This window comes from Rhizobium sp. NPDC090279, assembly GCF_044769665.1.
Lineage (GTDB): Bacteria > Pseudomonadota > Alphaproteobacteria > Rhizobiales > Rhizobiaceae > Rhizobium.
In genome coordinates this window covers 142,544-166,021 of the sequence record NZ_JBIVYI010000011.1, presented here as the reverse complement: position 1 = coordinate 166,021, position 23,478 = coordinate 142,544, and the positions used below count along the sequence as shown (strand labels likewise).

Genomic DNA, 23,478 nt, shown 5'->3' with positions numbered 1-23,478 from the left:
ATTTGGGCGCCGTACCATCACATATCTAGCAACCGCAAATCCTGGTAAAGGAGCAGCCTATGGCTACCATTAAAGTCGATACCTCCAACTTCGCCACCGAAGTGCTGCAGTCCGCAGAGCCTGTCGTTGTTGATTTCTGGGCCGAATGGTGCGGCCCGTGCAAGATGATCGCTCCGGCTCTCGAAGAGCTTGCCGTGCAGTTCGAAGGCAAGGTCAAGGTTGCCAAGCTCAATATCGACGAAAACCCGGAACTGGCTGCCCAGTTCGGCGTTCGTTCGATTCCGACGCTTGCCATGTTCAAGGCCGGCGAAGTCGCTGACATCAAGGTCGGCGCCGCTCCGAAGACGGCCCTGCAGAACTGGATCTCCAGCGCAGCCTGATCGGTATCGATCGCATGAAACAAAAAGCCCCGCTTCGTGCGGGGCTTTTTGTTGCGCGAATGACGTAATACTCTGGTGTTACCGAGGCGGCGTGCCGTTATCGGAGAGGACGTCGCCGACCAGATAGAGAGAGCCTCCGATCAAAATGCGCGGGGCTGGCGAATTCGGCACCGCGAAAACCTTGATCGCATCCAGCGCATCACCCACGCTCGACATGGGCTCCGCGACAAGGCCAGCATCATAGGCGGCATTCGCCAGGATGACCGGATCGATCATGGCTTCGCTGCCACGGATCGGCACGCAATAGACCTTTTCCGCAAGACCGGCAAAGGCCTTGAAATATCCCACAGGGTCCTTGGTATTGATCATGCCGATGATCAGGAACAGCGGCCGCGGCTGACGCTCCTCGAAATTGGCCATGGCCTCGGCAATGACTTCGCCGGCACCGGGATTGTGGCCGCCATCGACCCAGATCTCCGCGCGCGCCGGCGCATGCGCCATCAGCTCACCTTCCGTCAGCCGCTGCAGGCGTCCGGGCCATTCGACCGACGTCATCGCCCTTTCCATCATCGCTTCGGTAACCACGAAACCGGCGGCCTTGACGGCGCGGATGGCGGCGGCGGCATTGCTGTATTGGTGGCGACCCGGCAGGCGCGGCAGCGGCAGGTCGGCAAGGCCAAACTCGTCCTGATAGACGAGCTTGCCATATTCCTCGTGGGCTGAAAAATCCTGACCGAAAACGGCTGTCGGGCAACGAAGCCGCTCGGCCGTCGAGATCAGCACGTCGAGTGCGGCATCATATTCCTGATGGCCGATGACCACGGGATGGCCCGATTTCATGATGCCGGCCTTCTCGGCCGCGATCAGCTCGACGCGATCACCGAGATAGGGCTGGTGATCAAGCGAAATCGGCATGATGACCGAAACGGCCGGATCGGATATGACGTTGGTGGCGTCGAAACGGCCACCAAGACCGACCTCGATGACGGCGGCGTCGGCCGGATGTTCGGCAAAGAGAAGAAAGGTCGCTGCCGTCAGAATCTCGAAGACAGTGATCTTCTGCCCGTCATTGGCCTTGGCGATGCGCCTGAGCACATCGGCAAACACAGCATCATCGACGAGCTTGCCACGTCCGCCCTTGACGCCGATGCGATAGCGCTCGTGCCAGTTGACGAGATGCGGCGAGGTGTGGACATGCACGCTGTAGCCGCCGGCTTCGAGCAAAGCACGGCAGAAGGCCGTCACCGATCCCTTGCCGTTGGTGCCGGCGACATGGATCACCGGCGGTAATTTCTTGTGGGGGTTGCCGAGGACGTCAAGCAGCCGGGTTATTCTCTCCAGGGAAAGGTCGAAGCCCTTGGGGTGCAAGCCCATGAGCTTCTCGATCTCCCGCGCTGCCTCGCTCATTGCGGATTGATCCATAGACGTCATCCCGCACCTCCGCCTACCGGCAATCGATGATGTCAGGCGCTCGCTGCCACCGGCAGCGCAGCACCGTTCTTGCTCTTGACCGACACATCGTTTGCCGGCGCCTTTGTCAGGATCTTCAGAAGTGTTGCCAGGGTGTCCGGAATGTCGTGGCGCTTGACGACCATGTCCACCATGCCGTGCTCCAGCAGATATTCCGAGGTCTGGAAGCCCTCGGGCAGTTTTTCGCGCAAAGTCTGCTCGATCACGCGCTTGCCGGCAAAGCCGATTTCGGCGCCCGGCTCGGCGAGATGAATGTCGCCCAGCATGGCGTAGGAGGCCGTGACGCCACCAGTGGTCGGGTTGGTCAGAACCACGACATAGGGCTGGCCCGATTCCTTCAGCATGTCGACGGCAACGGTCGTGCGCGGCAGCTGCATCAGCGACAGGATACCTTCCTGCATGCGGGCGCCGCCGGAGGCCGGGAACATCACCAGCGGACATTTCTCGGCGATAGCGCGCTCGAAGGCCTTGACGATCGCTTCACCGGCGGCCATGCCGAGCGAACCGCCGATGAAGTTGAACTCATGCACGACCGCCACGAGCTTCAGGCCGCGAACCTTGCCGAGACCGGAAAGAATCGTATCCTCCTGCTCGGTCTTGATGCGGCTGTCCTTCAGGCGATCGGTGTATTTCTTCGAATCGCGGAACTTCAGCGGGTCCTGCGCCACCTTCGGCTGCGGCAGGGCTTCGTATTCACCATTGTCGAAGAGGTCGGCAAGGCGGGCCCTGGCCGGCATCTTCATGTGGAAACCGGAAGCGGGGATGACCCACTTGTTGTCTTCCAGATCCTTGTGGAAGACCATCTCGCCCGTTTCCGGGCACTTGATCCAGAGATTCTCCGGAACCTCGCGACGGCCCAGCATGGAATTGATCCGCGGGCGGACGTAGTTCGTGATCCAGTTCAATTCGAAACTCCTAATCGACCGAATTAATCGATAGCCTAGTCGTCACCAAATGCCCATAGGGCTTTTCCTCAATCCGCAAGGGATTGCCGGAAGGCCTATATGGGGAAACTATTCGGCGGCAACAAGGCGGGCGGAACGCGTTCCGGTGGACAGGCCGCGCACAAGGGTCGCCACGGCCTGGATGGTGTCAGCGCTCGCCTTGCCATCCTTGGTAAGGCTGGTAGCGATCTGGTTGACAATGGCGGTGCCGACGACGACGCCGTCCGCGGAGCCGCCGATGACCTTGGCATGTTCGGCCGTCTTGACGCCGAAGCCGACGCAGACCGGCAGATCTGTGTGCTGCTTGATGCGCTGGACGGCACCCGACACCAGCGACGGGTCTGGCAGAGCCGACCCTGTGATGCCGTTCATCGAGACATAGTAGACGAAACCGGACGTATTCTTCAGAACTGCCGGCAAGCGCTTGTCATCGGTGGTCGGCGTTGCCAGACGGATGAAGTTGATGCCCTTGTTGATGGCGGGAATGCAGAGTTCGTCATCCATTTCCGGCGGCAGGTCGACGACGATCAGGCCGTCGATGCCGGCGGCAATCGCATCGTCGAGGAACTTTTCGACACCGTAGATATAGATCGGATTGTAATAGCCCATCAGCACGATCGGCGTATCGGTATCGACCTTACGGAAATCGGCGGCGAGCTGCAGCGTCTTCTTCAACGTCTGGCCGGCCTTCAGGGCGCGCTGGCCGGCAAGCTGGATCGCCGGGCCATCGGCCATGGGATCGGAAAAGGGCATGCCGAGCTCGATGACGTCGGCGCCGGCTTCCGGCAGCGCCTTCATGATGCCGAGCGAGGTCTCGTAGTCGGGATCGCCACCCATGAAATAGGTGACGAGTGCCGGGCGGCCTTCAGCCTTCAGAGCGGCGAAGCGTTTGTCCATACGTGCGGTCATGGCGTCTAACTCACATTCCCAGAATCTTGCCGACGGTGAAGATGTCCTTGTCGCCGCGGCCGGAGAGGTTCATCAGGATGATCTCGTCCTTGCCCATCTTCGGGGCGCGCTTGATCACTTCGGCGAGCGCATGGCTCGGCTCGAGCGCCGGAATGATGCCTTCGAGGCGCGTCAGCGTCTGGAAGGCTTCCAGCGCCTCATGGTCCATGATCGGCACGTATTCGGCGCGGCCGATATCGTTCAGCCAGGAATGTTCCGGGCCGATGCCGGGGTAATCGAGACCGGCCGAAATCGAATGACCTTCCTTGATCTGGCCATCGCCGTCCTGCAGCAGATAGGTGCGGTTGCCATGCAGCACGCCGGGCGAACCGGCGGTGATGGAGGCGCAATGCTCGTCACCTTGCAAGCCTTTGCCGCCGGCTTCGACGCCAACGATCTTGACGCTCTCGTCATCGAGGAAGGGATGGAAGATGCCGATGGCGTTCGAACCGCCGCCGACGGCCGCGATGACCAGATCCGGCAGGCGGCCTTCGGCTTCCAGCATCTGCGCCCGAGCTTCCGTGCCGATGACGGCCTGGAAATCCCTGACCATTTCCGGATAGGGATGCGGGCCGGCGGCCGTGCCGATCAGGTAATAGGTATCTTCGACATTGGTGACCCAGTCGCGAAGGGCCTCGTTCATCGCGTCCTTCAGCGTGCCGCTACCGGCGGTGACCGGGATAACCTCGGCGCCCAGCAGCTTCATGCGGAAGACGTTCGGCGCCTGGCGCTCGACGTCGGTGGCGCCCATGTAGACGACGCAGGGAAGGCCGAAGCGGGCGGCAACCGTCGCCGACGCCACGCCATGCTGGCCGGCGCCGGTTTCAGCGATGATACGGGTCTTGCCCATGCGCTTGGCGAGCAGGATCTGGCCGATGCAATTGTTGATCTTGTGCGAGCCGGTGTGGTTCAGCTCTTCGCGCTTGAAATAGATCTTCGCGCCACCGAGCTCAGCCGTCAGGCGCTCAGCGAAATAAAGCGGGCTCGGGCGGCCGATATAATGCGTGCCGAGCGACTTCAGCTCCGCCTGGAAGGCCGGATCGTCCTTCGCCTTCGCCCATTCCTCCTGCAGGTCCAGGATCAGCGGCATGAGCGTTTCGGCAACGAAACGACCGCCGTAAATACCGAAGCGGCCGTCCTCGTCGGGGCCGGCGCGGAAGGAATTGAGTTTAGGCGTCTGGTTCACTTTCTACTCCCTGCTGCCGGTTCCGGCAGGCATGCTTCTGCAAAAGCGTCGAAAAACTGGTCGATCTTCCCGAGATCCTTCACGCCCGGCGCGCTTTCGAGCGCAGAGGAAAGATCGATGCCGCTGGCCTTGGTGGAGGCCAGCGCCTCGGCGACATTGTCCTTGTTGACGCCGCCCGACAGCATGTAGTCAACCCGATCGTCGAGCCAGCTCATCAGGCCCCAATCGAAGGACACGCCGTTTCCGCCCGGAAGTTCCGAGCCGGCCGGCGGCTTGGCATCGAACAGGAAGCGGTCGGCAATGCCGATATAGGATTCCACCCGCTTCAGGTCGTCGGCCTCGCGCACCGACATGGCCTTCATGACCGGGACATTATAAACCGCTTTGATGGTCAGCACACGCTCTGGGCTTTCGCTGCCATGGAGCTGCAGCATATCAGGCTTTACCAGCGACATGATCTCATCGAGATCGTCATTGGTGGGATTGACCGTGACGGCAACGATCTTCGCCTTGCCGCGGGCGCGCTCCGCCAGCTGGCCGGCGAGATCCGGCTCGATATAGCGCGGGCTCTTTTCAAAGAAGATGAAACCGATATGGGTAGCGCCGCGCTCAAGAGCGCGATCCACCGCTTCCGGCGTCTTCAGACCACAAATTTTGATATCGGGGTTCATGGCAGCGGAGTGACATGAAATTTCAAAAGAGTCGAGCCTAAAGGCGACGTACAAGGGAATTTTAGGCGGTCGGGAGGCGTCGGCCGGCAACGTTTCCTTGGCCGGAAGAGTGGACGGCAGCCCTTCTGAAAGGCTGCCTGTGCTTCACTTTACCGCGATCACGACCTTACCCTTGGCGCGACCGGTTTCGACGTAGGCCAGCGCCTCGTTGGCCTTCTCGAATGGAAAGACCTGATCCACGACGGGCCGGATGGCCCCAGCCTCGACCAGCGAGGCGATCTCGCCGAGCTGTCCGCCGTTCGCCGCCATGAAGAGGAACGAATAACCGACGCCATGACGTTTCGACTTCCTCCGTATACCGGCGCTCAAGAGGCGCATGACCTGTTGAAGCGGCCAGCCGGCGCCGATTTCTCTCGCAAACTCCGGATCTGGCGGACCGGAGATCGAGATAATCTTCCCGCCCGGCCTCAGGACGCGAAGCGATTTTTCCAGCGTATCCTTGCCAAGACTATTCAGCACGACGTCATATCCCTGCAGGACCTCTTCGAAATTATCCTTCCTGTAGTCGACGACGACATCCGCTCCGAAACTTCTAACCAGATCGATATTGGCCGTGCTCGTCGTTGTCGCCACGGTCGCACCAACATGTTTGGCAAGTTGGATGGCAATCGTTCCGACGCCGCCCGAGCCGGCATGGATAAGAACCTTCTGCCCCTTCTTCACGTTTGCCCGTTCGACAAGCGCCTGCCAGGCGGTCAGCGCAACCAGCGGCAGCGATGCCGCTTCTTCCATCGTCAGGTTTTTCGGCTTTATCGCCACATCGGCCTCGTCCATCGCGATGACCTCCGCGAATGTGCCGATACGGTCCTTGGCCGGACGCGCATAGACTTCGTCACCCGGCTTGAAGCGTCGGACTTTCGGTCCAACCCGGATCACGACGCCTGCCACATCGTTGCCGAGGATCAACGGCAGCCTGTATGGCAGAATGAGCTTGAACTCGCCGTCCCTGATCTTGCCATCCAGCGGATTTACGCTTGTGGCATGGATCTGGACGAGCACGTCGCTCTCCCGCAATTCCGGCTCGGGCACCTCGCCAAGCCGCAGAGCGGCGCCCTTCGCATAACGGTCGATCAGAAATGCTTTCATCACACTGACTTTCTCTTTCCAAACTTATGGCGACAGGGCTCAAACAATGAGCAGCGCGTTCATTTTGGCATGGAACATCGATGCGCATTCTGTTACTATCAAATCAGTAGTAAGTCACTATCAAAAAGATATCGATATGAAGAATCTTTCGAACCAGCCATGCATGATCGCCCGCAGCCTTGCTTTGGTGGGCGATGCATGGAGCATGCTGATCATGCGGGACGCCCATGCGGGGCTCACGCGTTTTGACGATTTTCGCAAGAGCCTTGGCATCGCGCCGACGATGCTGACCGGCCGACTGGCCGCGCTTACGGAAGATGGCCTGCTGGAGAAGCGACGCTATTCCGAGCGGCCACCCCGCGATGAATATGTGCTGACAAAGGCCGGGCAGGACTTCCTACCCGTACTGTTTGCGATCGGTGCATGGGGAAGGAAGCATCGACCCTGCGATCATGTAACCAGGTTTTTCGATGCCGAGACCGGTAGCGAAATCGACCCCATCACCATCGATCGGGCAACCGGCGCTCCGATTGGGACGCGTCCCATCCGCATCGTCGCGCCCGAATGAACGGCGGCGCGAGACAAAACGGAAATCCCTACCTCAAAGAGCAGCCGCAATTGGCGCAAGGCCGTCGCCGCCTACCAAACGGCGCAATATCGAAAGCGAGTTTCAAGCGCCGGATAGGAGCCAAACAGCCTGCTCATTCAAAGTCGATCGCGTGCAGCTGGCTGCCATGGCGCTTCAGCCAGGCCTTGGCCTCATCCATGTCGGGGCAGAGCTTGCGGCAGAGCGCCCAGAACCGCGGGCCGTGGTTCATCTCACGCAAATGCGCGACTTCGTGGGCGGCGAGGTAATCGATAACAAGCGGCGGCGCCATGACGATGCGCCAGGAGAAGCTCAGGTTTCCCTGCGAGGAGCAGGAGCCCCAGCGGCTGCGGGTATCCTTCATCGTAATTGACGTCACGGTGGCGCGGATGGTCCTGGCATGGACCGCTACAAGCTTTTCCAGATCGGCGCGGGCCTCCTTCTTGAGGAAGGTGGCAATGCGGCGGCCGGCATGTTCGGGCATGCCGCTGACGCGCAGGACCGGCTTGCCCTCGACGACAACAGCTTCGGTGAGGCCGCGCAGGCTGCCGGTATGCTCGATCCGGTGCCGCACGCCGCGCAGGAGGATTTCGCTGCCACCGCGCAGGCTGCTGTCGGCCGAGAACTTCGCGAGTTTCGTCAGCAGCCAGCCCTGATGCCGGTCGAGGAAGGCATTGACCTCACGGGCGGCAAGGCCGCGCGGAATGGTCATCTTCAGCGATCGCCCGCCAGGCTCGATCCTGAGCGTGATGCGGGTCGCGCGCTCGTGCTGGCGGATCGTCAGCGGCATCAGCCGGCCGGCGACATCGAGGGTGCGCGTTTCCGGCGCGGCCAACTTGGCTTGCGGTTTGCGGGATCTGGAGAGCAACGGAAACATGAAGGCAGTTTTATATGATTCGCCAAAGCGCGTCGCAATCTTTCAGATTTGCTCCTTGCGCTTCGGTCTTCGATTTAGGCATGTCGTTATCGCAAAACCGCCGCGCACTTTTGCGCGACGTGCCTTGCGGTTTCTGGCAAAGGAAAACCGGCATCCGATGATGCCGGTTTCGACTATATGATGCGACCGCTCTCACAGCCCATCACGGCGTCTGGAATTCGGTCGGCGAGCCGCCATTGTCATTGCGCTTGACGCTGTTGCGCTCGCGCATGAAACGGTCGAACTCTTCCTGATCCTTGGCACGGCGCAGTTCGCGGGCATAGGTGTCGAACTCGGCGCGCATCTCGTCGAGCTTGCGGCGCTCTTGTTCGAGGCGCTCAAGCTCAGCCTTGCGCCAATCGTCGAAGGCGACGTTGCCGGTCGAGGAGAAGGAATGGCGATGACGATGACGATAGCGTCCGCAGCCACCAAACATGCCGTCGGTCCTTTCGTTTACATCCCGTTTGAATTCCCGCAAACGTTCCCCGAAGAGAATATAGGCGAGCATGGCGAGGCCGAGCGGCCAGAAGACCACGAAGCCTAGTACCATCAGGGCAATAGTAGCCGGAGTCCAATCCGGGCGAAGCAATGCAGATTGGTTCATTGTCAGGTATCCTCACACGGCGCATCCACCCTCGACCGATATCGATCGATGGAAAGGCTTATGCGCGGTTTTTAAAGCTCTACCTGCATCTCAGCGCGTTCCAAGGACGCGCGGCGCGGTAAACGGCCCGATCATCTGCGGTACCGCTGGAATCGAGATGGTAACCTCTTCGTGAGGCTTCAATGGGATCGCCAGGCGGAATCGGACAAGTGCTTGAATCTGCCATATTAATTCAACAAAAGCTAATATTTTGCGCTGGTGGCGATAGGGCTCACGCGGGCATGATGGGTCCTTCGACCGCCATCATGTCCTTGCTCCTGATTTTTTGAATGGCCTCAGGCCGACTTGCCGCCCTTGATGACCCGCTTGACGACCGAACGGCCGGTGCGTGCGTGCTCACGCGTGAAGGCCAGAATGCGCGGCGCGATTTCGCGGCGGAAGCGCGAGCCGTTGAAGACGCCGTAGTGGCCGACATCCGGCTGCAGATAGTGCATGCGCATGTGGTCGGGAATACCGGTGCAGATGGTCTGCGCCGCATGCGTCTGGCCGACGCCGGAGATATCGTCGTTCTCTCCCTCGACGGTCAAAAGTGCGACATTGCGGATCGCCGAGGGATCGACGCGCTGGCCACGATGCATGAGTTCGCCCTTGGGCAGCGCGTGCTTGATGAAGACCTGATCGACCGTCTGCAGATAGAATTCCGCCGTCAGATCCATGACGGCCAGATATTCGTCGTAGAAATCGCGATGCTTCTCGGCCGGCTCGCCGTCATTCTTGACGAGATGGACGAAGAAGTCCTTCTGCGCGATCATATGCCGGTCGAGGTTCATCGACATAAAGCCGGAAAGCTGCAGGAAGCCGGGATAGACCGGGCGCAGGAAGCCCGGCTGCGGCCAGGGCACGTTCATGACGACATTGTCGGCAAACCATTCCAGCGGCCTGTCCTTGGCGAGCTGGTTGACCGCCGTCGGGTTGATGCGGGTATCGATCGGCCCGCCCATCAGCGTCATCGACGAGGGAGCCAAACGGTCGCCCGCCGCTTCCATCACGGCGGCAGCAGCCAGAACCGGCACGGACGGCTGACAGACGGCAACGACATGCGTGTCTGGCCCGAGGTGATGCAGCATCTCGATTACATAATCGATATAGTCCTCCAGATCGAAGCTGCCTTCGGTCATCGGCACCATGCGGGCATCGATCCAGTCGGTGATATAGACGTCGGCGCCCGGCAGCAGGGCTTCCACCGTGCCGCGCAGCAGCGTCGCATAGTGGCCCGACATCGGGGCGACGATCAGGATGCGAGGGTCAGCGCCATGACCGGCGGGCAGACTGCGCTCGAAATGGATGAGATTGCAGAAGGGCTTCTTCCAGACGATCTTTTCATGCACGGAGACGGACTTGCCATCGATCTGCGTCTGATGAAGGCCGAATTCCGGCTTGCCGTAACGCCTGGTCGTGCGCTCGAAAACCTCGAGGCTTGCGGTCAATGTGCGGCCGAACACGGTGTGCGAGAGAGGATTGAGGGGATTGGCATAGGCCAGGCGCATCATGTCTGCCGCAGCGCGAAAAGGGGCGAGAGCGGCATGATTGAGTTCGTAAAACTGATAAAACATGGGGGCTTTACCTTTCGTGATGCGGGTATGCGACCGCGCAAATCACCTAGATCATTGAAACGCACGCGCCTTGCGTGTCGCTGTCTTCGCTGCGTCGCTCCTCCGGTCGCGCCACGTAGCAGGATGATCGCAGCTCCGCTGCGCGCCTCTCATCCTTTAAGCTCTTACTATCCAGCCTAGCAGTTTTTGCTGCAGAGCAACATAACCAGAATTGGTTCTTATCTATAAAAAACGCCGGAGAATCGCTTCCCCGGCATCAAGAATGATCTCAAAAGGTTAAAGTTCCTGAGCTTCGCACGCCTTACGCGTCGGCGAGGAAGGTCTGGCGCTGCGTGCCCAAGCCTTCCATGCCGAGCTCGACGACATCGCCCGGCTTCAGGTACTGCGGCGGCTTCATGCCCATGCCGACGCCGGGAGGCGTGCCGGTGGAGATGACGTCGCCCGGATGCAGCGACATGAACTGGCTAAGGTAAGAGACGAGGAAGGCGACGCCATAGACCATGGTCTTGGTGGAACCGTTCTGCATCGTCTTGCCGTTGACCTTCAGCCACATGCCGAGATTCTGCGGGTCGGCAACCTCGTCCTTGGTGACGAGCCAGGGGCCGATCGGGCCGAAGGTGTCGCAGGACTTGCCCTTGGTCCACTGTCCCGAACGCTCGGTCTGGAAGGCGCGTTCGGAGACGTCGTGCGAGACGCAGTAACCGGCGACATAATCGAGCGCATCGGCCTCGCTGACATATTTTGCCGTCTTGCCGATGACAACGCCGAGTTCGACTTCCCAGTCGGTCTTTTCGGAGCCGCGCGGGATGAGCACGTTGTCGTTCGGGCCGACGATGGCCGAGCTTGCCTTCATGAAGATGATCGGCTCCGGCGGTACGGTAGCGCCGGTTTCGGCAGCGTGGTCGGAAAAATTCAGGCCAATGCAGATGAACTTGCCGGTGCCCGCAACGCAAGCGCCGAGGCGGCCTTCCGTCAGCTCGGGCAGGCTCTTCGGATCGAGAGCTGCGATCTTTGCCAGGCCCGCGGGCGAAATGGCCTCGCCACCGATATCGGCGACATGGGCGGAGAGATCGCGGATCTTGCCGTCGCTATCGAGAAGCGCCGGCTTCTCCTTGCCGACTTCGCCAACACGCAACAGTTTCATGGATTTTCCTTCCCTGCATTTTCAAAGACGAAATTGATGACACCATATATGAACGAATTATTCACCAGTGTCATCAATCGATTTTGGAGAGCCTAGCACGGCTCGGCTCTCCGCGCCGGAAAAACAGCTTTTCTAGCCTAGGACAGTGATCTGGCGATCTCGACAATCACGTCGAAGGCCGTATCGACATCTGCTTCGGTCGCCTCGAACTGACCGGCCTGGAAGCGAATGACCAGGCGTCCGGAGACGCGGGTCTGCGTCAGGTAGATACGGCCGTCATTGTTGATGGCATTGAGAAGCCGCTGGGTGTGGCTTTCCTGATCGACGCCTGTCGGCGCCTTGTGATCGAAGGAGAATAGCGACAGGAACGGTTCGGTGACGATTTCGAAATCCGGTTCGGCGGCAAGGCGCCTCGCCAGATTCTGCGACCAGGAGACATGGTTGCGGATCATCGTCCGCAACCCTTCCAGGCCGTGATAGCGCAGCAGGAACCAGAGCTTCAGCGCACGGAAGCGGCGGCCGAGCGGCACCGACCATTCCGAATAGTTGATGATGCCGTCATGGCCATGGGTGCGCAGATATTCCGGCTGGATCGCCAACGTTCGGACCAGCGTCTCCGGCTCGCGCACGAACTGGACGGAGCAATCGAACTGCGCGCCGAGCCATTTATGCGGATTGAAGACGATGGAATCGGCGCGTTCGACGCCCTGCCACAGGGTGCGGAATTCCGGGCAAATCATCGCCGAGCCGGCCCAGGCGGCATCGACATGCACGTATAGCCCATGTGCATGCGCGACATCGACGACGGCTGCGATATCGTCACAGGCACCGACGCTGGTGCCGCCAACGCAGGCGATGACGCCGGCCGGCAGCAGGCCGGCGGCAAGATCGCGCTCGATCGCGGCGGCAAGAGCCTTCGGGTCCATGGCCTTGCTCACGCCGCCTGAGGGAATGCGCACCAGATTTTCCTCGCCTACACCTGATATCCAGATGGCGCGGTCGATGGACGTGTGGACCTGATCGGTGGAGTAGATGCGCACCGCCTTGTTTCCGGCAAGCCCGCCCGCATTGCCCTGCCAGTTCAGCGCTTTCTCGCGCATGACCAGAACGGCGGCGAGCGTTGCGGTCGAGGCGGAATCCTGGATGACGCCGGTGAAGGTTTCCGGCAAGCCGAGGGCCTGACGCAGCCAATCGACGACCTTCGTTTCAAGCTCGGTCGCGGAGGGCGAAGTCTGCCAGAGCATGCATTGGGCGGCGATGGCGCTGACCAGATATTCGGCGATCACCGAAACGGGGGCGGCATTGGCGGGGAAATAGGCAAAGAAACGCGGATGCTGCCAGTGCGTCATGCCAGGCACCAGGATATCCTCGAAATCCCTAAAGATATCCTCCATGGCTTCGCCTGTTACCGGCGGGGAATCAGCGATATGCGCTGCGATCTCACCAGGCGCCATCCTTGCCCGTACCGGCCTGTCACGAAGCGACGCGCGATAATCCGCCCCCCAATTCGCCGCTTTCTCCGACCACTGCCGGAACTCCTCCCAATTCATGACGGTCCTCCCTATTCCATCAAAACGAGGCGGACCTTAGACGGCTTTTCCGGGGCAGTCGAGTATCAGAACAGCTCGTCCAGCGCCGGCCCGAGCGGCACGATTCCCGTCGGATTGAGAGACGCGATCGAATAGTAACCGCGCTTGATGTGGTCGAAATTCACGGTTTCGGCGATGCCGGGCCAATCGAGCATGCGGCGGCAGAAAGACTGGAGATTGGCGTAGTCCGACAGCCGGCGCAGATTGCATTTGAACAAGCCATGGTACGCGACATCGAAACGGACGAGGGTGACGAACAGCCTGATGTCGCTTTCCGTGGGATTGTCGGCGAAGAGGAAACCCTTGCCCTCCAGCTCGGTCTCGACCCAATCGAGGCAGTCGAATACCTCTCGAAAAGATTCTTCATAGGCGATCTGCGTCGTGGCGAAGCCCGCGCGATAGACGCCATTGTTGAGAACGGGGTAGATCCGGGCATTGAAGCTATCGATCTCGTCACGCCTGCTCGCTGGGTAAAGATCGATGTCATGCCCTGCGAGATCACCGAAGCCGTCGTTCATCATGCGCAGGATATCGGCCGATTCGTTGTTGACGACCGTGCCCGTCTGCTTGTCCCAAAGGACCGGAACCGTGGCGCGACCGGTGAAGGCCGGATCGGCCTTCGTATAAATCTCGTGCATGTAGGTGGCGCCGTTGACCGGATCGTTCGTGGCGCCGGGATAATCGCCAAACCGCCAGCCCTGCTTGGAGAGCATGGGTTCGGCGACGGAAACGGAAATCGTTTCTTCCAGACCCTTGAGCTTGCGGCCGATCAAGGTGCGGGACGCCCAGGGGCAGATCAGCGCGACGTATAGATGATAACGTCCGGCCTCGGCCGCAAAACCGCCTTTGCCCGTCGGCCCGGGCCGGCCATCAGGCGTTACCCAGTTGCGGAAGCTTGAAACCTGGCGAACGAAACCGCCCTTCTCATCCTTGGCCTGGACCGGCTGCCAATCCTCGGTCCATTTTCCATCTACCAGCAAGGCCTGCCTCCACTCGCGCGCGTTCTTCGTCAGCACAGCATAGCGGAACAGAATTTCACTGGAATAACGCAAACTTGAAACAGACTGTCTACCTGGCGAGTGCTGATGTCTCTATGTATGAAGTCATGCGTTTCGCGATCAGGCTTATTGGAGAAATCCCATGGCGACATCCGTTTCCAACGTTAAGACCAACCATGCCAGCCGCTATCTCCAGCAGCTCTGCAAACATTGGAGCCATCGCTTCAGCGTGGAATTCGACGCGGCTGCCGGCAAGGTGCCCTTCAGCCCGGAAAGCTCGCTTGCTCTTCTGGCTGAGCCCGGCACCCTGGTCATGACGCTGACGGTCGACAAGCCCGAAGACCTCGAGCGCATGCAGGGCGTCGTCGCCGATCACCTCAAGCGCTTCGCCTTCCGTGAAGAGCTCGACGTGACCTGGGCCGCCCGTGCAGCCGGAATGTAGATTCCTCACCCATGTCCATAACCAGCCAACTGCCGGCCTCCACCGGCTTGCGGCCACCGTCTCCAAGGAAAGAAGCCCTCATGACATCAAGCAACGGCCGCGAATCCCAATATCCGATCGACAAGCTCTTTCTCGACCGCTGGTCGCCCCGTGCCTATACCAGCGAAGCCATTCCGGAAGCGGATCTGCTGACTATTCTCGAAGCCGCCCACTGGGCGCCATCCGCCTCGAATCTCCAGCCCTGGCGTTTCGTCTACGCCCTGCGCGGTTCGGAAAACTGGGACAAGTTCCTCAGCCTTCTCGTCGAGTTCAACCAGGGTTGGGCGAAATCCGCCTCGGCGCTGCTCTTCGTCATCTCGCGCACCCATAGCGGCGAACTCGGTTCCGCCGAACAGAAGCCCAGCTACAGCCATTCCTTCGATGCCGGTGCCGCCTGGGGCTTCCTGGCGATCCAGGCACATCTAGCCGGCTATGCGGCCCATGGCATGGGTGGCTTCCATGTCGAGAAATCCTACGAGGTTCTCGGTATTCCGGAAGGCTTCCGCGTCGAGGCTGCAGTTGCGATCGGCAAGATCGGCGACAAGAACCAGCTGCCGGAAAAGCTCAGAGAGCGTGAAGTGCCGAACCAGCGCAACCCGCTGTCCGACGTCGCCTTCAACGGCACATTCGTCGCTAAGTAGTTGATGCTAGAGCGGTTCAACTTTTCACAGGAACTCTGAACCGCTCTATCTGTTTGTTTTCCAGCAATTCCGGACGGAAAACCGCCACGCACTTTTCCTGGAATTGCTCCAAAGAAAAAGCCCGCCGGGAAGTTCAGCGGGCTTTTTTCATTTCTCAAGTGGACTATCAGATGTCGAGATTGGCGACGTTCAGCGCATTGTCCTGAATGAACTCGCGCCGTGGCTCGACCTCATCGCCCATGAGCCGGGCAAACAGCCCATCGGCATCGGTTGCGTCCGTAACCCTCACCTGCAACAGCGTACGGACGTTCGGATCGAGCGTCGTTTCCCAGAGCTGCTCGGCATTCATCTCACCGAGGCCCTTGTAGCGCTGCAGCGTCAGACCCTTGCGGCCGCCGGCAAAGATCGTATCCAGCAGCTGACGAGGCCCGGAAATCTCCGTCTCGCCATCGCGGCGAGTGAGCTTCGGCGGCGTGACGTATACTTCCTTCAGACGTGCACCGAGCTGATCGATGAGGCGGGCATCCTGCGAGCCGATCAGCGCCATATCGAGGAAGACGACTTCCTTGACGCCGCGCACCGTGCGCTCGAAGCGCAGTCCGCCCTCGCCGGTCACGGCGCCGGTCCAGCCGCGCTCGGTTTCCTCGGCAATGACGTCAAGCCGCTTGGCAACGTCATTGGCGAGCGCTTCCGCACGGGTGGGATCGCTGACCATTTCGGCATTGAGCGCACCGGCGATCGCTGCCTGCTCGACGACGGAACGATTATAGCGGGAATGCAGATTGTCGATCAGCGTGCGCAGACGCAGCGCGTCATAGATCGCCTCGCGCAGATCCTGACCGGTGCGGACTTCGCCATTGCCGAGACGCAGGCTCGCATCGTCGGTGCCCTGGCCGATCAGATATTCTTCCAGCGCCTTCTCGTCCTTGACATATTGCACCGACTTGCCACGCGTCACCTTATAGAGCGGCGGCTGGGCGATGTAGAGATGACCGCGCTCGATGAGATCGGGCATCTGACGGAAGAAGAAGGTCAGAAGCAGGGTGCGGATATGCGCGCCGTCGACGTCTGCGTCCGTCATGATGATGATCTTGTGGTAGCGCAGCTTTTCGACGTTGAACTCGTCCTTGCCGATGCCGGTTCCGAGTGCTGTGATCAGCGTGCCGATTTCCTGGCTCGACAGCATCTTGTCGAAGCGGGCGCGTTCGACGTTCAAGATCTTGCCGCGCAGCGGCAGGATGGCCTGGTTTTCACGCGAACGGCCCTGCTTGGCCGAGCCGCCTGCCGAGTCACCCTCGACGAGGAAGACTTCCGACTTGGCGGGATCGCGCTCGGAGCAATCGGCGAGCTTGCCGGGCAGCGATGCGATATCAAGCGCACCCTTGCGGCGGGTCAGTTCACGCGCCTTGCGGGCGGCTTCGCGGGCGGCAGCAGCCTCGACGACCTTACCGACCAGAACCTTGGCATCGGAGGGATGTTCTTCCAGCCATGTGCCGAGCGCCTCGTTGACGAGGCTTTCGACGACCGGCCGGACTTCCGAGGAAACCAGCTTGTCCTTGGTCTGCGACGAGAATTTCGGATCGGGAACCTTGACCGACAGCACGGCAGTCAGGCCTTCGCGGCAATCATCGCCGGTCAGCGTCACCTTTTCCTTCTTGGTGATGCCCGAGGTGTCGGCATAGGAGGTGATCTGACGCGTCAGAGCGGCGCGGAAGCCGGCCATATGCGTGCCGCCATCGCGCTGCGGGATGTTGTTGGTGAAGCAGAGCACATTTTCGTGGTAGCTGTCGTTCCACCACATCGCCACTTCGACCGTGATGCCGTCCTTTTCGCTGCGGATCGACACAGGCTTCTGGACCAGCGGCTTCTTGGCGCGATCGAGATAGGAAACAAAGGCTTCCAGGCCGCCGTCGTAAAGCAACTCTTCCTGCCTGACATCGGAATGGCGCTTGTCGGTCAAAAGGATGCGGACACCGGAATTGAGGAAGGCGAGTTCGCGCAGGCGATGTTCCAGCGTGCCGTAATCGAACTCAATCATGGTGAAGGTTTCGGAGCTCGGCATGAAGCTGACTTCGGTGCCGGTCGCATCGCCGGCCTCACCCGTTTCCTTCAGCGGCGCATCGGCCACGCCATGGGTGAAGCTCATCTCATGAATCTTGCCGTGACGGCGGATCTTCAGGCGCAGCCAGACGGACAATGCGTTGACGACCGAAACGCCAACGCCATGCAGACCGCCGGAGACCTTGTAGGAATTCTGGTCGAACTTGCCGCCAGCATGAAGCTGGGTCATGATAACCTCAGCTGCCGAAACACCTTCGCCTGAGTGAATGGCCGTCGGGATGCCGCGGCCGTTATCCGTCACCGTGACCGAGCCATCGGGATTGAGCGTGACCGTCACGATGTCGGCATGACCGGCCAAAGCCTCGTCGATGGCGTTGTCGACGACCTCATAGACCATGTGATGCAGGCCCGAGCCGTCATCCGTATCACCGATATACATCCCGGGACGCTTGCGCACGGCGTCAAGGCCCTTCAGAACCTTGATGCTGTCTGCGCCATATTCGGCGCTGCCGCCGTTTTCGGTTATATCGGTCATTTTATTGAAGTCTTTCCAGCGTTTAGAGAATCTCGCCGATCCCTAGCGAATCAGCGGTTTTTCTTTGCCTGAATATAGGGTGTTTCATCCCGAACTTCCAAACGGAAGGCCCCGAAATCAGGTATAAAACAGGGGATTAAGGCGGTTTTCAGCCGGTTTTTCCGGCATTTTCCAGAACCCGGGATAGCTCGCGGATGGTTGCTGCGTCAAGGTTGCGGATCTTGCCGGCCAAATGGTTGACGAAGGTCGTATATTCCGACGCAAGCCCGGAGGTGTCGACGACGACGCGCGGGTCGGAAAACCGAGCCAGCAAAAACAGCTCCTCGGCCTCGTCCCAGATGATATTGAAATATCCGGCAATGCGCTGCAAAAGGTCGAAGGTCGGTAAACCGCGCTTTCCATGTTCTAAGGCGGATAAATAAGCCGGCGTTACATTGAGGGCAGCCGCCATCTGCTTCTGCGAGACGCCCTTGCGCAATCTCAACTTTCGCACCGCTTCGCCGAAAGGGGTCAAAGCTTCTCTCCCTTCAACCGCGACAGACGGATATAGAGCGCACCCTCGCCTCCATGATGCTGCGCCGCCGTCTCGTAGGAGGAGATCAGAAAGCGGAACTCCGGCTTGGAAAACCAGAGCGGCACGGCGCGCTTCAGCGCTCCTTCGCTGCCCATTGAGCTGCCTTTGCCGGTTATGACGAGCACATGGCGAAGGCCGCGGCCATGCGCCCGCAACAGGAAATCCAGAAGCATTCCATGCGCCTCGCTCTGGATGAGGCCGTGAAGGTCGATGCGCGCTTCGAGCGCCAGATGCCCCTTGGCGATCTTGCGCTTGACGGGACGTTCCAGCGGATGGTGGCGACCGGCCGGCTGCTTTACGGGCGCCGGGGCTTCCTGGGTTTCCGCTGATACGGCCGCTGGCTTTGTCTTTGCGGCGCGGCTGTTTTCCTCGCTTTCGGCTTCGGCCTGCAGCGCCGCCTCGAAAGCCTCGATGTCAGCCATTCGGCCCGGCATGGGACGTGTGCTCTTGGCGACCTTACCCCAAAGGATACGGTCCTCCGTATTGAGCTTTCGTTCCTTGTTCTGCCGTTCCGGGGCCATCAGCCGAACCTCTGCGCCGCCGCCTTCGGAATGAGTATATAAAAATCGGCGTCGTTGCGCACGGTGCCGGCGAGCTCTCCCGCATCATAGCCCGAACCGGTAAAGATATCGCCGCGCGCCGGCCCGACGATCGCCGAACCGGTGTCGAGCGCCAGCATCAGCCGCGCGAAGGGCTTGCCCGCATCGAGATGCGTCAGGCTTTCGGAACGGATGAAGAAGGGAAAGCCGAAGGTATGGATCAGCCGATCGACCGCCAGGGACCGGCCTGATACCAGCGGCACCTTGGCGGCTGCGATCGGGCCCAGGGCCGCATCGCCGACATCGGCCTCGCGGAAGAAGATATAGGATCGATTGTGCCAGAGGACTTCATCGACCTCTTCCGGATGCGCATAGAGCCAGTCGCGGATCGTCTGCATGGAGATGGTGGCGCGATCGAGCAAACCGCGCTCAATGAGCAAGCGCCCTACGGCCGAGAAGGGATGGCCGGCCTTGGCGGCATAGGTGATGCGGCCAAGACGCCCATCCGGATAGCGCAGCCGCGCCGCACCCTGGACGTGGACGAAAAAGACATCGACCTTGGATTTCGCCCAGGCGATTTCCAGACCCTTGTCTTCGAGATGGCCGCGATCGATTTCGCCGCGGTCCGGATAGGCGGAAATTGCATCGACCCCACGCCTGCCGAACATATAGGACGGGTCGAGCCCGGCGGGTCGATTGGCATCATCAAGATCGATCAGATCAGCTGGCCGGCGATAGAACGGATAGCGGTAGGTCTCGTCCGGCACCGCCGATACTTCGATTTCCGGCTCGTAGAAAGCGGTGACGAAACCCGTGGCGCCGCCATCGCGGCGAATGAAGAAAGGCTGGCAATGCTCCTCGAAGAACGCCCGCGCTTCGGCCGCATTGCGCGGCTCTTTCCCGTCTGCTGCATCGAGAAGCGTCAGGAGATCGTCGGCCGTCAGCCCGGCAGCGCCCGTGCGATAGGGCTTCACGCTGCGGATATGGGTGCGACAGTCCTTCATTGCGCGAAAAAGGCTGGAAGGATCGTCGTCCTCCCAGCCCTTCAGATCGGCGAAGGTTGCCGGCTCCAGCCTGAATTCCTGCGATGGGCTCGTCATTGTTCCGATTCGGTCGCCACGAGTTTCCAGTTCGGATCGCGCGAGCGCGTATCGCGGGCGAAGGTCCAGAGATCGCTGACTTCAGCCACGGCTTCGGCATCGCCATCGATCAGCGTGTCGGCCTTGTCGTAGGTCGCGGAGATCATCTGGCTGACGACGCGCATGGTGACGAAGGCTTCGGTTCCCTTCATCTCGGCGGTGACGATGTCGGCCTTATCGATGCCGACAAAGGTCGATTTGATTTTCTCACCCTTGGCCTCGCGGTCGGCGATGGCGGCATCGAAACCGTCATAGACTTCGCGCGACAGCAGCCCCTTCAACGATTTGCGATCGCCATCGGCAAAGGCCATGACGATCATCTCGTAGGCCATGCGGGCGCCGTTGACGAATTCCTTCGGATTGAAGGAAGGATCGGCCTTGTTCAGTTCGCGCAGCGAATCATTCAGCGGCGTGCCTGCCGGGGTAAAGGCATCGACGGCGGCAAAACGGTCTTCCTCTTCGGTTCCGTCGCGCCGCGGCAAGGTCACCACCTTGCCGGCGTCCGGCGGCGTCGGGCCATTTGCCGGATCTGCGGAGCCGTAGAGATCGCGCGGCGGCTTCTCATTCCCCGTGCGGCGGCCAAGGACGCTGCGCAACTGGAAGAAGATCAGCACCGCCGCCACCAGGAAAAAGATCGTCACAAAGTCGTTTGCACCCATCTCGTATCGGAACCACCGTTAAAATTAAAAGATCAATCCCCATATAGTCCGCATCGATCTATCATTCAAATAGCGGACCAGTTTCTTTATTATATGCGAGAAACCAACGCTAACGCGAAGAAACCCGCTTACAGGACCACCGTAACATGCGCCTATCATTTCTTCCTATCTTCGTTTTTCTGATGCCTCTGGCCGAAATCGCCGGATTCATCGTCGTCGGAAAGATGATCGGCGTCTGGGCCACACTGGGGCTCGTCATCCTCAGCGTGCTGCTCGGTGCTGCTCTCCTCAGAATTCAGGGCATCGGCATTCTCCAGCGCATTTCGGCCGAAAGCCGCAATGGCGGCGATCCCGGCCGAGAGATGGTGCATGGCGCCATGATCGTTGTCGCCGCCTTCTTCCTGATGCTGCCCGGCTTCATCTCCGATATTATCGGCCTCTTGCTTTTCATCCCGGCCGTGCGCGATCTCGCCTGGAAGATGCTGCGCAAGCGCATCGTCGTCGTCGGCGGTTCGCGTGCCTTCCGGCGTGGACAAGGCCCGGGCGCAGGTCCGCAAGGCCGACCGCAGAATCCCGGAACGGTGGTCGATCTCGACGAAGGCGATTTCCATCGGGAGCCGAACCGGAAGTCGCCCTGGTCGGATCAAAAGCGGCTGGAAGACTAGAGAACGACCCCCGGAAGCGCCGGAGCCATAAGGGTTGTAAGCCCCTATTCTAAATGCTAGATGGCGACACCCATCGAGACGTGAGAGGACACCCCCATGGCCAACGAGACCAACGGCAACGGTGCAGCCAGCCCGAGCCTCAGCATCCTTGCTCAGTACACCAAGGATCTTTCCTTTGAAAATCCGGGTGCTCCGCGCTCGCTTCAGGCCCGGGAAAATGCTCCCGACATCAATATCAACGTCAACGTCAATGCCAACCCGCTGTCGGACGAGGATTTCGACGTGGTGCTGACGCTGAGCGCCGAAGCCAAGGATGGCGAGCGCGTTCTCTTCCACACCGAGCTGGTTTACGGCGGCGTCTTCCGCGTGACCGGCTTCCCGCAGGAACACATGCTGCCGCTGCTCTTCATCGAGTGCCCGCGCCTGCTATTCCCGTTTGCCCGTCAGATCATCGCCGATGTCACGCGCAACGGCGGTTTCCCGCCGCTGATGATCGACCCGATCGACTTCGCGCAGATGTTCACGCAGCGCATGGCCGAAGAACAGGCCCGCGCCCAGGTTTCAGCCGTTCCGAACTGAGCTTGAATTTTTCCATGCTGGAAACGGAAATGCCCGGACATCGATCCGGGCATTTTCTTTTTGTGCTTCAGGCGCGCCTTACTCGGAGGCGCGATATTTGGACCAGATTCCTTTCGCGCCGAGCTTGGTGACGAGTGCTGCATGAGCCGAAAGTTCTTCCTCGTTCAGCCGGCTCGGCAGTGGATTGGGGCGTGCGAAGACATCGGCGACAACGTCCCCCGCATCATCGCTCTGGCGGGAACGTGCCGACGAACCATTGTTGCTGCCGAGACCAAGCGCCGTCTGCCGGCCGCCGATCATCTCGATATAGACTTCGGCCAATAGTTCGGAGTCGAGCAGCGCGCCGTGTTGGGTGCGGTGGGAATTGTCGATGCCGTAGCGCCGGCAGAGCGCATCGAGCGAATTCGGACCCATGGGATGCTTGCGCCGCGCCATGGCGAGCGTATCGATCACCATGTCGGGGAGGATCGGCGGCCGACCGAGCCTTGCGAATTCCGCATTGACGAAACCCATGTCGAAGGTGGCGTTGTGCGCGATCCATTTGGCATCGCCGAAGAAGTCGAGGATCTTGTCGGCGACCTCTTCGAAAGGCGGCTTGTCCTTTAGCGATTCATCGGTGATGCCATGCACGGCAAGCGCATCCGGATGCACCTTGCGGTCGCCCGGATTGATAAAGAGATGCAGCGTGTTGCCCGTCGGAAAATGATTGATGAGCTCGATGCCGCCGATTTCAATGATGCGGTCGGCCCTGTTGTCGAGGCCGGTGGTTTCCGTATCGAAAATGATTTCGCGCATATCGGGCTCCGCTTGTTAAGTCTCGACCTGCAGCTTACGCCGCAGATCCGCGATGATCTCTTTGACCTGTTCGCCGGCCGCCTCGATGCTTCCGCCGGTGTCGATGACGTAATCGGCGCGCGCGCGCTTTTCCGCATCCGGCGTCTGGCGGGAGAGAATCATATTGAATTTCTCCTCCGTCATGCCCGGCCGGGCAAGCACCCTCTCCCGCTGAATCTGTGGATCGCAGCTGACGACGACGATTTTGTCCACCCTCTTGTCGCCGCCGGTTTCGAACAGCAGCGGGATATCCAGCACCACCATATCGGCGCCGGCCTGGCGATGACGTTCCAGGAACTGACGCTCGCGCTCGCGCACCAGTGGATGGACAATGGCCTCGAGACGCCGGAAACCGGAGGGATCGCCCCCAAGCTTGCGGCTGAGTTCCTGTCGGTCGACCTTGCCATCGTTCGTCGCGCCGGGAAAGGCAGCTTCCACCAGAGGGACTGCTTCGCCGCTATAAAGATCATGCACAACCGCATCGGCATCGTTCACCGGGATTCCGGCTGCGGCGAAGAGTTTCGCCGAGGTCGACTTTCCCATGCCGATCGATCCGGTCAGCCCGATCCTGATCAT

At 60.3% G+C, this 23,478-nt stretch carries 25 protein-coding genes; 6 read left to right on the top strand and 19 right to left on the bottom strand.

What is annotated here, in order from left to right; all coding sequences use genetic code 11:
- The first annotated feature begins 59 nt into the window (after positions 1–59).
- Positions 60–380: a thioredoxin gene (gene trxA, locus ACIQWP_RS26040; protein WP_402793752.1), complete on the top strand. Its 321-nt coding sequence runs from the start codon at positions 60–62 to the stop codon at positions 378–380.
- Positions 381–458: 78 nt separating this feature from the next.
- Here the strand turns inward: trxA and ACIQWP_RS26035 are convergent, their stop codons facing one another.
- From ACIQWP_RS26035 to ACIQWP_RS26010, 6 genes are all read right to left on the bottom strand, one after another.
- Positions 459–1,787 carry a bifunctional folylpolyglutamate synthase/dihydrofolate synthase gene (locus ACIQWP_RS26035; protein ID WP_402793814.1) on the bottom strand — a complete coding sequence of 443 codons (1,329 nt, stop codon included), beginning with the start codon at positions 1,785–1,787 and terminating at the stop codon, positions 459–461.
- Between the two features lie 56 nt (positions 1,788–1,843).
- Positions 1,844–2,755 carry an acetyl-CoA carboxylase, carboxyltransferase subunit beta gene (accD, locus tag ACIQWP_RS26030; RefSeq protein ID WP_402793750.1) on the bottom strand — a complete coding sequence of 304 codons (912 nt, stop codon included), beginning with the start codon at positions 2,753–2,755 and terminating at the stop codon, positions 1,844–1,846.
- A gap of 108 nt (positions 2,756–2,863) precedes the next feature.
- The gene (trpA, locus tag ACIQWP_RS26025) at positions 2,864–3,703 is read right to left on the bottom strand and encodes a tryptophan synthase subunit alpha (protein ID WP_402793748.1); all 840 of its coding nucleotides are present in this window, start codon (positions 3,701–3,703) and stop codon (positions 2,864–2,866) included.
- Between the two features lie 10 nt (positions 3,704–3,713).
- Positions 3,714–4,928: a tryptophan synthase subunit beta gene (gene trpB / locus ACIQWP_RS26020; protein ID WP_402793746.1), complete on the bottom strand. Its 1,215-nt coding sequence runs from the start codon at positions 4,926–4,928 to the stop codon at positions 3,714–3,716.
- Entirely contained in the window at positions 4,925–5,599 is a 675-nt protein-coding gene (locus ACIQWP_RS26015) for a phosphoribosylanthranilate isomerase (RefSeq protein WP_402793744.1), read from the bottom strand. Before ACIQWP_RS26015 ends, trpB begins: the two co-directional genes overlap by 4 nt.
- 144 nt (positions 5,600–5,743) lie before the next feature.
- Positions 5,744–6,745: an NADP-dependent oxidoreductase gene (locus ACIQWP_RS26010; protein ID WP_402793743.1), complete on the bottom strand. Its 1,002-nt coding sequence runs from the start codon at positions 6,743–6,745 to the stop codon at positions 5,744–5,746.
- A gap of 136 nt (positions 6,746–6,881) precedes the next feature.
- Here ACIQWP_RS26010 and ACIQWP_RS26005 point away from each other — a divergent pair, with 136 nt between their 5' ends.
- Complete coding sequence (locus ACIQWP_RS26005; RefSeq protein WP_402793812.1) at positions 6,882–7,313, top strand: winged helix-turn-helix transcriptional regulator; 432 nt, start codon at positions 6,882–6,884, stop codon at positions 7,311–7,313.
- Between the two features lie 133 nt (positions 7,314–7,446).
- On the opposite strand, the gene ACIQWP_RS26000 is transcribed toward ACIQWP_RS26005, so the two are convergent.
- The 6 genes from ACIQWP_RS26000 to ACIQWP_RS25975 all read right to left on the bottom strand — a co-directional run bounded on the left by ACIQWP_RS26000 (position 7,447) and on the right by ACIQWP_RS25975 (position 14,177).
- Positions 7,447–8,208: a M48 family metallopeptidase gene (locus ACIQWP_RS26000; RefSeq protein ID WP_402793741.1), complete on the bottom strand. Its 762-nt coding sequence runs from the start codon at positions 8,206–8,208 to the stop codon at positions 7,447–7,449.
- A 202-nt stretch (positions 8,209–8,410) separates the two neighbouring features.
- The gene (locus tag ACIQWP_RS25995) at positions 8,411–8,851 is read right to left on the bottom strand and encodes a DUF2852 domain-containing protein (RefSeq protein WP_402793739.1); all 441 of its coding nucleotides are present in this window, start codon (positions 8,849–8,851) and stop codon (positions 8,411–8,413) included.
- A 335-nt stretch (positions 8,852–9,186) separates the two neighbouring features.
- Positions 9,187–10,464, bottom strand: a complete 1,278-nt coding sequence (locus tag ACIQWP_RS25990) for a polyhydroxyalkanoate depolymerase (RefSeq protein ID WP_402793737.1) — start codon at positions 10,462–10,464, stop codon at positions 9,187–9,189.
- Between the two features lie 301 nt (positions 10,465–10,765).
- Positions 10,766–11,608, bottom strand: a complete 843-nt coding sequence (locus ACIQWP_RS25985; RefSeq protein ID WP_402793735.1) for a fumarylacetoacetate hydrolase family protein — start codon at positions 11,606–11,608, stop codon at positions 10,766–10,768.
- Positions 11,609–11,745: 137 nt separating this feature from the next.
- Positions 11,746–13,158, bottom strand: a complete 1,413-nt coding sequence (locus tag ACIQWP_RS25980) for a pyridoxal phosphate-dependent decarboxylase family protein (RefSeq protein WP_402793734.1) — start codon at positions 13,156–13,158, stop codon at positions 11,746–11,748.
- 65 nt (positions 13,159–13,223) lie between these two features.
- On the bottom strand, positions 13,224–14,177 hold the full coding sequence (locus tag ACIQWP_RS25975) for a glutathione S-transferase family protein (protein ID WP_402793733.1): 954 nt from the start codon (positions 14,175–14,177) through the stop codon (positions 13,224–13,226).
- 160 nt (positions 14,178–14,337) lie between these two features.
- Here ACIQWP_RS25975 and ACIQWP_RS25970 point away from each other — a divergent pair, with 160 nt between their 5' ends.
- Positions 14,338–14,637, top strand: a complete 300-nt coding sequence (locus ACIQWP_RS25970; protein WP_402793731.1) for a DUF2218 domain-containing protein — start codon at positions 14,338–14,340, stop codon at positions 14,635–14,637.
- An 80-nt stretch (positions 14,638–14,717) separates the two neighbouring features.
- Positions 14,718–15,317, top strand: coding sequence for a nitroreductase family protein (locus tag ACIQWP_RS25965; protein WP_402793729.1), 600 nt, complete (start codon positions 14,718–14,720; stop codon positions 15,315–15,317).
- Positions 15,318–15,483: 166 nt separating this feature from the next.
- Here ACIQWP_RS25965 and gyrB read toward each other — a convergent pair whose 3' ends face one another.
- The 5 genes from gyrB to ACIQWP_RS25940 all read right to left on the bottom strand — a co-directional run bounded on the left by gyrB (position 15,484) and on the right by ACIQWP_RS25940 (position 20,824).
- Positions 15,484–17,913: a DNA topoisomerase (ATP-hydrolyzing) subunit B gene (gene gyrB / locus ACIQWP_RS25960; RefSeq protein WP_402793727.1), complete on the bottom strand. Its 2,430-nt coding sequence runs from the start codon at positions 17,911–17,913 to the stop codon at positions 15,484–15,486.
- Between the two features lie 148 nt (positions 17,914–18,061).
- Positions 18,062–18,427 (bottom strand): helix-turn-helix domain-containing protein, encoded by a 366-nt coding sequence (locus ACIQWP_RS25955; protein ID WP_402793725.1) that lies wholly within the window; start codon positions 18,425–18,427, stop codon positions 18,062–18,064.
- Positions 18,424–19,008 (bottom strand): Smr/MutS family protein, encoded by a 585-nt coding sequence (locus ACIQWP_RS25950; protein WP_402793723.1) that lies wholly within the window; start codon positions 19,006–19,008, stop codon positions 18,424–18,426. Before ACIQWP_RS25950 ends, ACIQWP_RS25955 begins: the two co-directional genes overlap by 4 nt.
- The gene (locus ACIQWP_RS25945; RefSeq protein WP_402793721.1) at positions 19,008–20,126 is read right to left on the bottom strand and encodes a murein transglycosylase A; all 1,119 of its coding nucleotides are present in this window, start codon (positions 20,124–20,126) and stop codon (positions 19,008–19,010) included. Before ACIQWP_RS25945 ends, ACIQWP_RS25950 begins: the two co-directional genes overlap by 1 nt.
- A complete protein-coding gene (locus ACIQWP_RS25940; protein WP_402793719.1) occupies positions 20,123–20,824 on the bottom strand; it encodes a Tim44/TimA family putative adaptor protein in 702 nt (233 codons plus the stop codon). The genes ACIQWP_RS25945 and ACIQWP_RS25940 overlap by 4 nt, the downstream gene beginning before the upstream one ends.
- A gap of 146 nt (positions 20,825–20,970) precedes the next feature.
- On the opposite strand from ACIQWP_RS25940, the gene ACIQWP_RS25935 reads away from it, so the two are divergent.
- Both ACIQWP_RS25935 and secB read left to right on the top strand, forming a co-directional pair.
- Positions 20,971–21,489, top strand: coding sequence for an FxsA family protein (locus ACIQWP_RS25935; protein ID WP_402793717.1), 519 nt, complete (start codon positions 20,971–20,973; stop codon positions 21,487–21,489).
- A gap of 96 nt (positions 21,490–21,585) precedes the next feature.
- Complete coding sequence (gene secB / locus ACIQWP_RS25930) at positions 21,586–22,068, top strand: protein-export chaperone SecB (protein WP_402793715.1); 483 nt, start codon at positions 21,586–21,588, stop codon at positions 22,066–22,068.
- Between the two features lie 78 nt (positions 22,069–22,146).
- On the opposite strand, the gene dnaQ is transcribed toward secB, so the two are convergent.
- Complete coding sequence (gene dnaQ, locus ACIQWP_RS25925) at positions 22,147–22,863, bottom strand: DNA polymerase III subunit epsilon (RefSeq protein ID WP_402793713.1); 717 nt, start codon at positions 22,861–22,863, stop codon at positions 22,147–22,149.
- Positions 22,864–22,878: 15 nt separating this feature from the next.
- Positions 22,879–23,478 carry a dephospho-CoA kinase gene (gene coaE / locus ACIQWP_RS25920; protein WP_402793711.1) on the bottom strand — a complete coding sequence of 200 codons (600 nt, stop codon included), beginning with the start codon at positions 23,476–23,478 and terminating at the stop codon, positions 22,879–22,881.

What these genes read in the sequence shown, in the direction of transcription:
- ACIQWP_RS26015 (WP_402793744.1), bottom strand. Translation starts at nt 5,599, where the DNA reads ATGAACCCCGATATCAAAATTTGTGGTCTGAAGACGCCGGAAGCGGTG.
- dnaQ (WP_402793713.1), bottom strand. Translation starts at nt 22,863, where the DNA reads ATGCGCGAAATCATTTTCGATACGGAAACCACCGGCCTCGACAACAGG.
- ACIQWP_RS25990 (WP_402793737.1), bottom strand. Translation starts at nt 10,464, where the DNA reads ATGTTTTATCAGTTTTACGAACTCAATCATGCCGCTCTCGCCCCTTTT.
- ACIQWP_RS25970 (WP_402793731.1), top strand. Translation starts at nt 14,338, where the DNA reads ATGGCGACATCCGTTTCCAACGTTAAGACCAACCATGCCAGCCGCTAT.
- trxA (WP_402793752.1), top strand. Translation starts at nt 60, where the DNA reads ATGGCTACCATTAAAGTCGATACCTCCAACTTCGCCACCGAAGTGCTG.
- gyrB (WP_402793727.1), bottom strand. Translation starts at nt 17,913, where the DNA reads ATGACCGATATAACCGAAAACGGCGGCAGCGCCGAATATGGCGCAGAC.
- ACIQWP_RS25965 (WP_402793729.1), top strand. Translation starts at nt 14,718, where the DNA reads ATGACATCAAGCAACGGCCGCGAATCCCAATATCCGATCGACAAGCTC.
- ACIQWP_RS26010 (WP_402793743.1), bottom strand. Translation starts at nt 6,745, where the DNA reads ATGAAAGCATTTCTGATCGACCGTTATGCGAAGGGCGCCGCTCTGCGG.
- ACIQWP_RS25935 (WP_402793717.1), top strand. Translation starts at nt 20,971, where the DNA reads ATGCGCCTATCATTTCTTCCTATCTTCGTTTTTCTGATGCCTCTGGCC.
- ACIQWP_RS25980 (WP_402793734.1), bottom strand. Translation starts at nt 13,158, where the DNA reads ATGAATTGGGAGGAGTTCCGGCAGTGGTCGGAGAAAGCGGCGAATTGG.
- ACIQWP_RS25950 (WP_402793723.1), bottom strand. Translation starts at nt 19,008, where the DNA reads ATGGCCCCGGAACGGCAGAACAAGGAACGAAAGCTCAATACGGAGGAC.
- ACIQWP_RS26035 (WP_402793814.1), bottom strand. Translation starts at nt 1,787, where the DNA reads ATGAGCGAGGCAGCGCGGGAGATCGAGAAGCTCATGGGCTTGCACCCC.
- ACIQWP_RS25995 (WP_402793739.1), bottom strand. Translation starts at nt 8,851, where the DNA reads ATGAACCAATCTGCATTGCTTCGCCCGGATTGGACTCCGGCTACTATT.
- ACIQWP_RS26000 (WP_402793741.1), bottom strand. Translation starts at nt 8,208, where the DNA reads ATGTTTCCGTTGCTCTCCAGATCCCGCAAACCGCAAGCCAAGTTGGCC.
- coaE (WP_402793711.1), bottom strand. Translation starts at nt 23,478, where the DNA reads ATGATCAGGATCGGGCTGACCGGATCGATCGGCATGGGAAAGTCGACC.
- ACIQWP_RS26005 (WP_402793812.1), top strand. Translation starts at nt 6,882, where the DNA reads ATGAAGAATCTTTCGAACCAGCCATGCATGATCGCCCGCAGCCTTGCT.
- ACIQWP_RS25940 (WP_402793719.1), bottom strand. Translation starts at nt 20,824, where the DNA reads ATGGGTGCAAACGACTTTGTGACGATCTTTTTCCTGGTGGCGGCGGTG.
- trpA (WP_402793748.1), bottom strand. Translation starts at nt 3,703, where the DNA reads ATGACCGCACGTATGGACAAACGCTTCGCCGCTCTGAAGGCTGAAGGC.
- secB (WP_402793715.1), top strand. Translation starts at nt 21,586, where the DNA reads ATGGCCAACGAGACCAACGGCAACGGTGCAGCCAGCCCGAGCCTCAGC.
- ACIQWP_RS25985 (WP_402793735.1), bottom strand. Translation starts at nt 11,608, where the DNA reads ATGAAACTGTTGCGTGTTGGCGAAGTCGGCAAGGAGAAGCCGGCGCTT.
- ACIQWP_RS25945 (WP_402793721.1), bottom strand. Translation starts at nt 20,126, where the DNA reads ATGACGAGCCCATCGCAGGAATTCAGGCTGGAGCCGGCAACCTTCGCC.